The sequence below is a fragment of the Streptomyces sp. NPDC001663 genome, assembly GCF_042893105.1.
Lineage (GTDB): Bacteria > Actinomycetota > Actinomycetes > Streptomycetales > Streptomycetaceae > Streptomyces.
The window spans coordinates 392,709-404,122 of the sequence record NZ_JBIAUR010000011.1 but is presented as its reverse complement, the minus strand read 5'-3'; the positions used below and the strand labels follow the sequence as shown (position 1 = coordinate 404,122).

Here is an 11,414-nt window from a genome sequence, read left to right as displayed (position 1 = left end):
ACGGGGTATCAACTAATCTGGCGTTGATTTTTGGCACGCTGTTGAGTTCTCAAGGAACGGACGCTTCCTTCGTACTCACCCTCACGGGCTTTCCTCCGGGCGCTTCCCTTCGGTCTTGCGTTTCCGACTCTATCAGACCGTTTCCGGTCCCGATTTCCTCGGTGCTTTCCAGGTTCCCGCTTTCGCGTTTCCCTTTCCGGCGGATCCGACTTTATCAGAGATTCTGAGTCGGAATTTCCACCCGCTCCGGGGACTGGTTCCGGCGCACGAGGCGGCCGGGTTCCCGTTCTGGCGGAGCCGTAAACGTACTGGAGCGAGGCGCCTCGATGCAAATCGAGGCGCCTCGCTCCGGGTTCACGCGTACGAGGGGTCGTACGCCGGTCAGACCTCGACCACGACGGGGAGGATCATCGGCCTCCGCCGATACGTGTCGGAGACCCACTTGCCGAGGGTTCGACGGATGAGTTGCTGCAGCTGGTGCGGCTCCACCACGCCGTCCTGGGCCGAGCGTTCAAGAACCTCCGCGATCTTCGGCACCACGTCGCCGAAGACGGAGTCGTCGATGCCCGATCCGCGGGCCTGGATGTGCGGCCCGCCCGTGATCTTGCCCGTGGACGAGTCCACCACCACGAAGACCGAGATGATGCCCTCGTCGCCAAGGATCTTGCGGTCCTTGAGCGCAGGCTCGCCCACGTCGCCGACGGAAAGACCATCGACGTAGACGTAACCCGCCTGGACTTTGCCCGAGATCTTCGCCTTGCCCTCGACGAGGTCGACGACCACGCCGTCCTCGGCGATGACGATGCGGTCGTGCGGGACGCCGGTCATGGCGCCCAGCTCGGCGTTGGCGCGCAGGTGGCGCCATTCGCCGTGGACCGGCATCAGGTTCTTCGGGCGGCAGATGTTGTAGAAGTACAGGAGCTCGCCGGCCGAAGCGTGGCCCGAGACGTGCACCTTGGCGTTGCCCTTGTGGATGACGTTGGCACCCCAGCGGGTCAGGCCGTTGATGACGCGGTACACCGCGTTCTCGTTGCCGGGGATCAGCGACGACGCCAGGATCACCGTGTCGCCGTCGACGATGCGGATCTGGTGGTCGCGGTTGGCCATGCGGGACAGGGCCGCCATCGGTTCGCCCTGGGAGCCCGTGCAGACCAGGACCACCTCATGGTCGGGGAGGTCGTCGAGCGTCTTGACGTCGACCACCAGGCCCGGCGGGACCTTGAGGTAGCCGAGGTCGCGGGCGATGCCCATGTTGCGGACCATCGAGCGGCCGACGAAGGCGACCCGGCGGCCGTACTCGTGCGCCGCGTCCAGGATCTGCTGGATGCGGTGGACGTGGCTGGCGAAGCTCGCCACGATGATCCGCTTGCGGGCGGTCGCGAAGACCTGGCGCAGGACGTTCGAGATGTCGCGCTCGGGCGGGACGAAGCCCGGAACCTCGGCGTTCGTCGAGTCGGCGAGGAGCAGGTCGATGCCTTCCTCGCTCAGTCGTGCGAACGCGTGAAGATCCGTGAGACGACCGTCCAGCGGCAGCTGGTCCATCTTGAAGTCGCCTGTGTGGACGGCCATGCCTGCAGGGGTGCGGATGGCCACGGCCAGAGCGTCCGGGATGGAGTGGTTGACCGCGATGAACTCGCAGTCGAAGGGTCCGACGCGTTCGCGGTTCCCCTCTGCCACCTCGAGGGTGTACGGGCGGATGCGGTGCTCCTGGAGCTTGGCCTCGATGAGTGCGAGGGTCAGCTTGGAGCCGATCAGCGGGATGTCCGGCTTCTCGCGCAGGAGGTAGGGGACACCGCCGATGTGGTCCTCGTGGCCGTGCGTGAGCACGATGCCCTCGATGTCGTCGAGGCGGTCCCGGACGGACGTGAAGTCCGGCAGGATCAGGTCGATTCCGGGTTGCTCCTCCTCGGGGAAGAGCACTCCGCAGTCGACGATCAGAAGGCGGCCGCCGTACTCGAAGACCGTCATGTTTCGGCCGATCTCGCCGAGACCGCCGAGCGGGGTGACCCGTAGGCCGCCTTCGGGGAGCGGCGGGGGCGGGCCGAGTTCAGGATGCGGATGACTCAAAAGACTCTCCTCACCACGCACGCCACGTACCGGTTGGGCACGTGGCGTGCGTGACGTTCGTGCATGAGCAGTTGTCGTTGTGGGGCGCAGGCACCGGTGGCCTGCTTATTCAGTTGTGAAGTCTGGTATCAGAGCTGTACCCCGCCGGCGGCAAGATCGATCTTGAGCTGGGTGATCTCCTCGGGCGTGCATTCGACCATGGGCGCGCGCAGCGGTCCGGCGGGCAGGCCCTGGAGGGCGAGGGCGGCCTTCGTCGTCATGACGCCCTGGGTGCGGAACATGCCCGTGTAGACCGGGAGCAGCTTCTGGTGAATCTCGGTGGCCTTCTGGACGTCTCCGGAAACGAAGGCCTCGACGAGGGCGCGCAGGTCGGGGGTGACCACGTGGCCGACGACCGAGACGAAGCCGACGGCTCCGACGGAGAGCAGCGGAAGGTTCAGCATGTCGTCGCCGGAGTACCAGGCGAGGCCGGAGCGGGCGATGGCCCAGCTGGCGCGGCCGAGGTCGCCCTTGGCGTCCTTGTTGGCGACGATCCGCGGGTGCTCGGCGAGCCGGACCAGCGTCTCGGTGTTGATCGGGACGCCGCTGCGGCCCGGGATGTCGTAGAGCATGACCGGCAGTTCGGCGGCGTCGGCGACGGCCTTGAAGTGGCGGTACAGGCCTTCCTGCGGGGGCTTGTTGTAGTACGGCGTGACGATCAGGAGGCCGTGTGCGCCCACCTTCTCGGCGGCCCGCGCCAGCTCGATGCTGTGGTGGGTGTCGTTGGTGCCGACGCCGGCGACCACGTGCGCCCGGTCGCCTACGGCCTCCAGGACCGCCCGTACGAGATCCGATTTCTCCGCGTCGCTGGTGGTGGGGGACTCGCCGGTGGTGCCGTTGATGATCAGGCCGTCGTTGCCTGCGTCCACCAGGTGGGCGGCGAGCCGCTGCGCGCCGTCGAGGTCGAGTGCGCCGTCCGCCGTGAAGGGCGTGACCATGGCGGTGAGGACCCGCCCGAAGGGGGTCTGCGGAGTGGAGGTCGGAGCCATGGGTAACACGCTACTCGCTGCTCAATACGTGGTCTGCCCTTGGGGTGCGGGATAAGTCCGGACAAATGCGGAGCCCGGTACTGCCTGCTCGGGGGTTCAAGCAGTACCGGGTCCGTTTGATCAGGCTAGATGAACTTCTCCAAATGCCGCAATACGGACACTTCGCGAGGCTGACCCGTACATCTGTGCCCGGTTGGGGGACGGGGGTGCGTTACGGCGCCACGCGTCCGTTCGCATTGAAGGCGGCGTAGGTGAGGGGCATGAGCTTGGCCCACTCGGCCTCCATCTTCTCGCCGACCATCTCGATCTCCCGCTGCGGGAAGGACGGGACCTTCGCCATCTCGTGCTGGGTGCGCAGGCCGAGGAAGTGCATCAGCGAGCGGGCGTTGCAGGTGGCGTACATCGAGGAGAACAGGCCGACCGGGAGGACCGCGCGGGCGACCTCGCGGGCGACACCGGCGGCGAGCATCTCCTGGTAGGTCTCGTAGGACCGGCGGTAGGAGTCCTCCATGGCGCGGCCGACCAGCTCCTGCTGGGCCTGCGTGCCCTCCACGAAGACGTACTTGCCGGGTCGGCCCTCCTGGACGAGCTTGCGGGACTCGCCGGGGACGTAGAAGACGGGCTGGAGCTCCCTGTACCGGCCCGATTCCTCGTTGTACGACCAGCCGACGCGATGCCGCATGAACTCGCGGAAGACGAAGATGGGGGCGCTGATGAAGAACGTCATCGAGTTGTGCTCGAACGGGCTGCCGTGCCGGTCGCGCATCAGGTAGTTGATCAGGCCCTTGGAGCGCTCGGGGTCCTTGCCCAGCTCGTCCAGGGACTGCTCTCCGACGGTCGAGACGCGGGCGGCGAAGAGCACGTCGGCGTCGGACGCGGTGTGCTTGACCAGCTCGACGGTGACGTCGCTGCGGAAGCTGGGCTTGAGGTCGTCGGCGGTGTCGGTCACGACTCGGAGGGTCCTTCCATCACTTCTGGCGGGCGGCGCCCACTCTACGGCCCGGCACTGACAACGGGGCGTTCGGTGCCGGGACGCGACATACGTCAGCGAAATTCTGTGAATTCGGCGAAACCGGGCACCTTTTGAGGCGATCGCGCGTCTGTGTAGACGACAGTCATTCGTTCGACGCCAAGCTCGATCCCGAAGGAGAAACACCCCCATGTTCCGTCGGCGCGAACCCGTCCCGTTCGCCTTCCTTGCCGAAGCCGACAGGTTCCGCAGCAATGTCGCTCCCCCGCCTCGTGAGCGGGCGTCCGCCGGTCAGATGGCCGGGCGCTGGCTGCTCGGGCTCACCATCGTCGCGGGCTTGGTGGGCTCCCTGGTCCTCGGCATGCCGGCGCTCTCCACCGACACCGGCACACCGGCTCAGCAGTCACAGGCGTCCCAGGGGCGCTGACTCCATCGGACCCCCACGGGTGGTGAGCAGGCACACGGGCGGATAACCTCACCGGGCACAGCCCACGCATGGATTGAGTGAGGACCAGCCGTGCCCCTGCCCTTCCTGACGGCCGACCGCGCTTTCGAGACAGCCGACGATCTCGCGCTGCCCTTCGACGACCGCGACCGCTGGCGGCGTCCCTACCGTCCCGGGCCGTGGCGTGTGGGCGTGGCCGCGCTGTGCCTGCTGCTCGCCTCGTTCGTGCTGTTCGCGGCGGTCATCATCGCGTTCACCGCGTCGCCCCCCGAGGCCGGCGTGGTCTTCGGCATCGCGCTTGCCGTCATCGCGTCCTCCCTGCGGCTGCTGCGCATGGGTGTGTGGGTGAGTGCGCGCGGGCTGCGCCAGGTGCGCTTCCTCAGCACCGGTACGACGCCCTGGGACCGGATCATCGCCGTGCGGACGGCGCAGCAGCCGGTGCGCTGGCTCGGGCTGCCGCGCACGGTTCAGGGGCAGGCGCTGATCCTCGTACGCAGGGACCGTTCCCCGCAGGACGCGCCGGTGCTGCTGACCACGCACAACGCCGACTTCCTGGCCCGGGCGGGGTCGTTCGACCGCGCGGCGGACACGATCGAGGCGTGGGCGGCGGAGAACCGGCGCGGCTGATCTCGAAGTTCGTACGCGTATGCCTCATGCGAAGGGGCCGGTCCGCAGTGGTGCGGGCCGGCCCCTTCGCCGCACGTCTCAGGCCTCGGCCGTCCTGCCGTCGTGCAGCGCGATCGCCCGCTGCATCGCCTTGCGGGCGCGCGGGGTGTCGCGGGCGTCGTGGTAGGCGACCGCGAGGCGGAACCAGCTGCGCCAGTCGTCGGGGGCCGCTTCCGTCTCGGCCTTGCGCTTGGCGAAGATCTCGTCGGCCGAGTCGCGGTCGATACGGCCGCCGGGTGTGCGCTTCAACTCGTCGACGGGCAGGCCGCCTTCGGCGTCGAGTTGGGCGGCGAGGGCGTTGGCCCTGCGGACGAACTGGGTGTTCTTCCACAGGAACCACAGACCGATGACCGGCAGGATCAGCACGGCCACGCCGAAGGTGACGGTGATGACCGTGCCGGACTGGATGAGCATGACGCCGCGGCTGCCGACCAGGACGAAGTAGAAGACCAGGACGGCGGCCGTTATGGCGTAGGAGATCTTCGCGCGCATGACGTCAGGTGCTCAGTTCAGGTCCAGGAAGTGTTCCAGGCCGAAGGTCAGACCCGGAGTGGTCACCACGCGGCGGGCGCCGAGCAGGATGCCCGGCATGAAGCTGCTGTGGTGGAGGGAGTCGTGGCGGATGGTCAGCGTCTCGCCCTCGCCGCCCAGCAGGACCTCCTGGTGGGCCAGCAGGCCACGGAGGCGGACGGAGTGGACCGGGACCCCGTCGACGTCCGCGCCCCGCGCGCCGTCGAGCGCGGTTTCCGTGGCGTCCGGTGCCTGGGCCGTGCCGGCCTCGCGCCGGGCCTCGGCGATGAGCTGGGCGGTGCGCGTGGCGGTGCCGGAGGGGGCGTCGACCTTCTTCGGGTGGTGGAGCTCGACGACCTCCACCGACTCGAAGTAGGGCGCGGCGATCTGCGCGAACTTCATGTTCAGGACAGCCCCGATGGAGAAGTTGGGCGCGATGAGGACGCCCGTCTCCGGGGAGGCGGCCAGCCAGTCGTTCAGCTGCGCGAGGCGCTCGTCGGTCCAGCCCGTCGTACCGACGACGGCGTGGATGCCGTGGCCGACGCAGTACTCGAGGTTGGCCATCACCGAGTCCGGTGTGGTCAGTTCGACGGCGACCTGGGCGCCGGTCTCGGCCAGGGTCTCCAGCTTGTCGCCCCGGCTCAGGGCGGCGACCAGCTCCAGGTCCTCGGCGGCCTCCACGGCCCGTACCGCCTCGGAACCGATCCGGCCCTTGGCACCGAGGACCGCCACGCGCAGCTTGCTCATCTTCTTGCTTCCTTAACCGGGGGTTGTTACCGGAGGGGTGTCAGGCGACGGCCTCGTGCAGACGGGACGCCTGCTTGTCCTTCAGCGGGCCGATGACCGACAGCGAGGGCCGCCGTCCCAGGATGTCGCGGGCGACCGAGCGGACGTCGTCCGGGGTGACCGAGGCTATCCGGGCCAGCATGTCGTCGACGGACATCTGCTCACCCCAGCACAGTTCGCTCTTGCCGATACGGTTCATCAGCGCGCCGGTGTCCTCGAGGCCCAGAACCGTCGAACCGCGGAGCTGGCCGATGGCGCGGCCGATCTCGTCGTCCGACAGGCCGTGCTCGGCGACGTGGTCGAGCTCGTCGCGGCAGATCTTCAGCACGTCGTGCACCTGCGAGGGCCTGCAGCCGGCGTAGACGCCGAACAGGCCGCAGTCGGCGAAGCCGGAGGTGTACGAGTACACGCTGTAGGCCAGGCCGCGCTTCTCGCGGACCTCCTGGAAGAGGCGGGAGGACATGCCGCCGCCGAGGGCCGTGTTGAGCACGCCGAGTGCCCAGCGGCGGTCGTCGGTGCGGGCCAGGCCCGGCATGCCGAGGACGACGTGCGCCTGCTCGGTCTTGCGGCCGAGGAGCTCGACGCGGCCCGCGGTGCGCAGGGCGCGTCTGCCGTCGCGCGGGGCGATGGGCGAGGCGTCCAGGTTCTTGAGGGCGCCCGCCTTCTCGAAGGCCGCGCGGACCTGTCGTACGACCTTGTTGTGGTCGATGTTGCCCGCGGCCGCCACGACGAGGTGCGTCGGGTCGTAGTGCTTCCTGTAGAAGCGGCGGATGCGGTCGGCGGTGAGGGCGTTGACCGTGTCGACCGTGCCGAGGACGGGGCGGCCGAGGGGGTTGTCGCCGAACATCGTGTGCGCGAACAGGTCGTGCACGCAGTCGCCCGGGTCGTCCTCGGTCATGGCGATCTCTTCGAGGATGGCGCCGCGCTCGACATTGACGTCCTCTTCGAGGATGAGCGAGCCCGTCAGCATGTCGCAGACGACGTCGATGGCGAGGGGCAGGTCGGCGTCGAGCACGCGCGCGTAGTAGCACGTGTACTCCTTCGCCGTGAACGCGTTCATCTCGCCGCCGACCGCGTCGAGGGCGGAGGAGATGTCCAGCGCACTACGCCGGGTCGTGCCCTTGAAGAGCAGGTGCTCCAGGTAGTGCGTGGCGCCGTTCAGGGCCGGCGTCTCGTCGCGGGAGCCGACGTGGGCCCAGATGCCGAAGGTCGCGGAGCGGACCGAGGGCAGGGTCTCGGTGACGATGCGCAGGCCACCGGGGAGGGTGGTCTTGCGGACCGTGCCGATGCCGTTCTCGCCCTTGATGAGCGTTTGGGTACGGGCGACGGCCCGCGCCTCCGAAGAGGTGCGGGCCGTCGCCGTGGAGCTGCTCGACGTCACTTGTCGGTGTCGTCCTTCTTGTCTTCGTCGCCTTCGCCCTCGATCACGGGGACGAGCGAGAGCTTGCCGCGGGAGTCGATCTCGGCGATCTCGACCTGGACCTTCTGGCCCACACCGAGGACGTCCTCGACGTTCTCCACGCGCTTGCCGCCGGCGAGCTTGCGGATCTGCGAGATGTGCAGCAGACCGTCCTTGCCGGGGAGGAGGGAGACGAAGGCGCCGAACGTCGTCGTCTTCACGACCGTGCCCAGGTACCGCTCGCCGACCTCGGGCATCGTCGGGTTGGCGATGCCGTTGATCGTGGCGCGGGCGGCCTCGGCGGCCGGGCCGTCGGCGGCACCGATGTAGATGGTGCCGTCGTCCTCGATGGTGATCTCGGCGCCGGTGTCCTCCTGGATCTGGTTGATCATCTTGCCCTTGGGGCCGATGACCTCACCGATCTTGTCCACGGGGATCTTGACCGTGATGATCCGCGGGGCGTTCGGGGACATCTCGTCCGGCGTGTCGATCGCTTCCATCATCACGTCGAGGATGTGGAGGCGGGCGTCACGGGCCTGCTTCAGGGCGGCGGCCAGGACCGAGGCCGGGATGCCGTCCAGCTTGGTGTCCAGCTGGAGCGCGGTCACGAACTCCTTGGTACCCGCGACCTTGAAGTCCATGTCACCGAAGGCGTCCTCCGCACCGAGGATGTCGGTGAGGGTGACGTAGTGCGTCTCGCCGTCGATGTCCTGGGAGATCAGGCCCATGGCGATACCGGCGACGGGGGCCTTCAGCGGCACACCGGCGTTCAGCAGCGACATGGTGGAGGCGCAGACCGAGCCCATGGACGTCGAGCCGTTGGAGCTCAGCGCCTCGGAGACCTGGCGGATCGCGTAGGGGAACTCCTCGCGCGTCGGCAGGACCGGGACCAGGGCGCGCTCGGCGAGAGCGCCGTGGCCGATCTCGCGGCGCTTCGGGGAGCCGACGCGGCCGGTCTCACCGGTGGAGTACGGCGGGAAGTTGTAGTTGTGCATGTAGCGCTTGCGCGTCACCGGCGACAGCGTGTCCAGCTGCTGCTCCATGCGGAGCATGTTCAGCGTGGTGACGCCCAGGATCTGGGTCTCGCCACGCTCGAACACCGCGGAGCCGTGCACGCGCGGGATGGCCTCGACCTCGGCGGCGAGCGTACGGATGTCCGTGACGCCACGGCCGTCGATGCGCTTCTTCTCCTTGATCACGCGCTCGCGGACGAGCTGCTTGGTCAGGGAGCGGTACGCGGCGGAGATCTCCTTCTCGCGGCCCTCGAACTCCGGCAGGAGCTTCTCGGCGGCGAGCGCCTTGACGCGGTCCAGCTCGGACTCGCGCTCCTGCTTGCCCGCGATCGTCAGCGCGGAGGCGAGCTCCGGGCGGACGGCGGCGGAGAGCGCCTCCAGGACGTCGTCCTGGTAGTCGAGGAAGATCGGGAACTCGCCGGTCGGCTTGGCGGCCTTGGAGGCGAGGTCGGCCTGGGCCTTGCAGAGCACCTTGATGAAGGGCTTCGCGGCTTCCAGACCGGCGGCGACGACCTCCTCGGTCGGGGCCTCGGCGCCGCCCTTGACCAGCTGGATGGTCTTGTCGGTGGCCTCGGCCTCGACCATCATGATCGCGACGTCGCCGTCCTCCAGGGTGCGGCCCGCGACGACCATGTCGAAGACGGCGTCCTCGAGCTCGGAGTGCGTCGGGAAGGCCACCCACTGGTTGTTGATCAGCGCGACGCGGACGCCGCCGATCGGACCGGAGAAGGGCAGACCGGCCAGCTGCGTGGACGCGGAGGCGGCATTGATCGCCACGACGTCGTACAGGTGGTCGGGGTTGAGCGCCATGATCGTGGCGACGACCTGGATCTCGTTGCGAAGGCCCTTCTTGAAGGACGGACGCAGCGGGCGGTCGATGAGGCGACAGGTGAGGATCGCGTCCTCGGAGGGACGGCCCTCACGGCGGAAGAAGCTGCCGGGGATCTTGCCGGCGGCGTACATCCGCTCCTCGACGTCCACCGTCAGCGGGAAGAAGTCGAGCTGGTCCTTGGGGTTCTTGGAGGCGGTGGTGGCCGACAGCACCATGGTGTCGTCGTCCAGGTACGCCACGGCGGAGCCGGCGGCCTGCTTGGCCAGGCGGCCCGTCTCGAAACGGATGGTGCGGGTGCCGAAGGAGCCGTTGTCGATGACGGCCTCGGCGTAGTGGGTCTCGTTCTCCACTAGCGTTTTCTCCTCGTCTTCGTCCCTCCTGCCCGTGTGGCAGGGGGACGGTTGCGGAGAAGCGCTCCATTCAGTGCGGGCCGGTCTTCGATCGAAGCACCCGGGGCTCGCTTTCCCCCGGGGGCCACTACCGAGGACCGGCGGCGGCGAGGTAGCGCTTCTCCTCGTTCGTCTTGTGATGTCGGCCTACCCCTACGGGTGCGGCTCATCACTCTGTGTCGTACGTATTGCGTTGTGCTACCACAGTACAAAGCGCCAGTGACACTCCGCACGTTTCCGTACGTACGGCAAAGGGAGCGGTCCCCCACTCTCGGGAACCGCTCCCTTCACGGCGTCTTACTTGGCGCCCGCCGCACCACGGCGGATGCCGAGGCGGTCGACCAGCGTACGGAAGCGCTGGATGTCCTTCTTCGCCAGGTACTGGAGAAGGCGGCGGCGCTGACCGACCAGGATCAGCAGGCCGCGGCGGGAGTGGTGGTCGTGCTTGTGGGTCTTGAGGTGCTCGGTCAGGTCGGAGATCCGACGGGACAGCAGAGCGACCTGGACCTCGGGGGAGCCGGTGTCACCCTCCTGGGTACCGAACTCGGCGATGATGGACTTCTTCGTAGCGGCGTCGAGCGACACGCGTACTCCTCATGATCTGTGGTTGCCGCCGAGTGCCCCTGGTCTGCTACTCAGGGGAGCTTCCGTGACTCGGGAGGCGGGGATCCGCTGGGCGCGGCCTCCAGGGCCGGCAGGGTGAACCTGCGGGGGGCTCCGGGGGTGCGTACACAAACGGCCGTCACACAGGGTACCAGGCAATGGTGGGCGCCCTGGCACAGGTCTCCAAAGGCCGGGGACGGTGCGGAAGCGGCCACTAGGGTGAGCGCACAGATCGTTTTCGTAGGTCGGGAAGGGGTCGCTGCGGCATGGCGGAGACGGAAGCGGAGATCAAGGCGCGCAAGGAGCGGGAGCGGGACGAGCTGTACGCCCTCGACATCTCCGGCGTCGAGTGGCAGAGCGCACCCGGTACGGAGGAGCACGAGGAGCGGGTGGAGATCGCCTACCTTCCCGACGGTGCCGTGGCCATGCGCTCCTCGCTCGATCCGGACACCGTGCTGCGCTACACCGAGGCGGAGTGGCGAGCCTTCGTGCTGGGCGCGCGGGACGGGGAGTTCGATCTGGAGGCGGCGCCGCAGGACGGGGGGCTCGCGGCGGACGCGTGAGCCTTCGCGGATACGACGAGGGGGGGTGGGGGGCCGGGGGGGGCCCCCCCCCCCCCCCCCCACCAAAAAAAAAAGCCCAGAAAAAACACACACACAACCAAACAACGCCACGCTAAGAACCCCACGGGCGGGCCCCAGGGAGG

11 protein-coding genes are annotated in these 11,414 nt (G+C 68.4%); 3 read left to right on the top strand and 8 right to left on the bottom strand.

Annotated elements, in window-relative coordinates:
- Positions 1–381: 381 nt before the first annotated feature.
- From ACFY1L_RS34055 to thyX, 3 genes are all read right to left on the bottom strand, one after another.
- Positions 382–2,067, bottom strand: coding sequence for a ribonuclease J (locus tag ACFY1L_RS34055; RefSeq protein ID WP_388832732.1), 1,686 nt, complete (start codon positions 2,065–2,067; stop codon positions 382–384).
- Positions 2,068–2,195: 128 nt separating this feature from the next.
- Complete coding sequence (gene dapA / locus ACFY1L_RS34050; RefSeq protein WP_388832729.1) at positions 2,196–3,095, bottom strand: 4-hydroxy-tetrahydrodipicolinate synthase; 900 nt, start codon at positions 3,093–3,095, stop codon at positions 2,196–2,198.
- Positions 3,096–3,306: 211 nt separating this feature from the next.
- A complete protein-coding gene (gene thyX / locus ACFY1L_RS34045) occupies positions 3,307–4,044 on the bottom strand; it encodes an FAD-dependent thymidylate synthase (RefSeq protein WP_388832726.1) in 738 nt (245 codons plus the stop codon).
- A gap of 211 nt (positions 4,045–4,255) precedes the next feature.
- On the opposite strand from thyX, the gene ACFY1L_RS34040 reads away from it, so the two are divergent.
- Positions 4,256–4,492, top strand: coding sequence for a hypothetical protein (locus ACFY1L_RS34040; RefSeq protein WP_388832723.1), 237 nt, complete (start codon positions 4,256–4,258; stop codon positions 4,490–4,492).
- 90 nt (positions 4,493–4,582) lie between these two features.
- Positions 4,583–5,137 carry a hypothetical protein gene (locus ACFY1L_RS34035; protein ID WP_388832720.1) on the top strand — a complete coding sequence of 185 codons (555 nt, stop codon included), beginning with the start codon at positions 4,583–4,585 and terminating at the stop codon, positions 5,135–5,137.
- Between the two features lie 78 nt (positions 5,138–5,215).
- On the opposite strand, the gene ACFY1L_RS34030 is transcribed toward ACFY1L_RS34035, so the two are convergent.
- The 5 genes from ACFY1L_RS34030 to rpsO form a co-directional block, all read right to left on the bottom strand.
- Positions 5,216–5,668: a hypothetical protein gene (locus ACFY1L_RS34030; RefSeq protein WP_388832717.1), complete on the bottom strand. Its 453-nt coding sequence runs from the start codon at positions 5,666–5,668 to the stop codon at positions 5,216–5,218.
- A 12-nt stretch (positions 5,669–5,680) separates the two neighbouring features.
- The gene (gene dapB, locus ACFY1L_RS34025; RefSeq protein WP_388832714.1) at positions 5,681–6,433 is read right to left on the bottom strand and encodes a 4-hydroxy-tetrahydrodipicolinate reductase; all 753 of its coding nucleotides are present in this window, start codon (positions 6,431–6,433) and stop codon (positions 5,681–5,683) included.
- A 40-nt stretch (positions 6,434–6,473) separates the two neighbouring features.
- Positions 6,474–7,853 (bottom strand): M16 family metallopeptidase, encoded by a 1,380-nt coding sequence (locus ACFY1L_RS34020; protein WP_388832711.1) that lies wholly within the window; start codon positions 7,851–7,853, stop codon positions 6,474–6,476.
- Positions 7,850–10,066, bottom strand: a complete 2,217-nt coding sequence (locus ACFY1L_RS34015; protein WP_388832708.1) for a polyribonucleotide nucleotidyltransferase — start codon at positions 10,064–10,066, stop codon at positions 7,850–7,852. Before ACFY1L_RS34015 ends, ACFY1L_RS34020 begins: the two co-directional genes overlap by 4 nt.
- A 336-nt stretch (positions 10,067–10,402) precedes the next feature.
- Positions 10,403–10,690 (bottom strand): 30S ribosomal protein S15, encoded by a 288-nt coding sequence (rpsO, locus tag ACFY1L_RS34010; RefSeq protein ID WP_361279136.1) that lies wholly within the window; start codon positions 10,688–10,690, stop codon positions 10,403–10,405.
- 284 nt (positions 10,691–10,974) lie between these two features.
- Here rpsO and ACFY1L_RS34005 point away from each other — a divergent pair, with 284 nt between their 5' ends.
- A complete protein-coding gene (locus ACFY1L_RS34005) occupies positions 10,975–11,271 on the top strand; it encodes a DUF397 domain-containing protein (RefSeq protein WP_388832704.1) in 297 nt (98 codons plus the stop codon).
- The last annotated feature ends 143 nt before the right edge of the window (positions 11,272–11,414 follow it).

Bases quoted from the DNA above. Each gene is read 5' to 3' on its own strand.
- ACFY1L_RS34030 (WP_388832717.1), bottom strand. From the start codon at position 5,668: ATGCGCGCGAAGATCTCCTACGCCATAACGGCCGCCGTCCTGGTCTTC.
- dapB (WP_388832714.1), bottom strand. From the start codon at position 6,433: ATGAGCAAGCTGCGCGTGGCGGTCCTCGGTGCCAAGGGCCGGATCGGT.
- dapA (WP_388832729.1), bottom strand. From the start codon at position 3,095: ATGGCTCCGACCTCCACTCCGCAGACCCCCTTCGGGCGGGTCCTCACC.
- ACFY1L_RS34040 (WP_388832723.1), top strand. From the start codon at position 4,256: ATGTTCCGTCGGCGCGAACCCGTCCCGTTCGCCTTCCTTGCCGAAGCC.
- ACFY1L_RS34005 (WP_388832704.1), top strand. From the start codon at position 10,975: ATGGCGGAGACGGAAGCGGAGATCAAGGCGCGCAAGGAGCGGGAGCGG.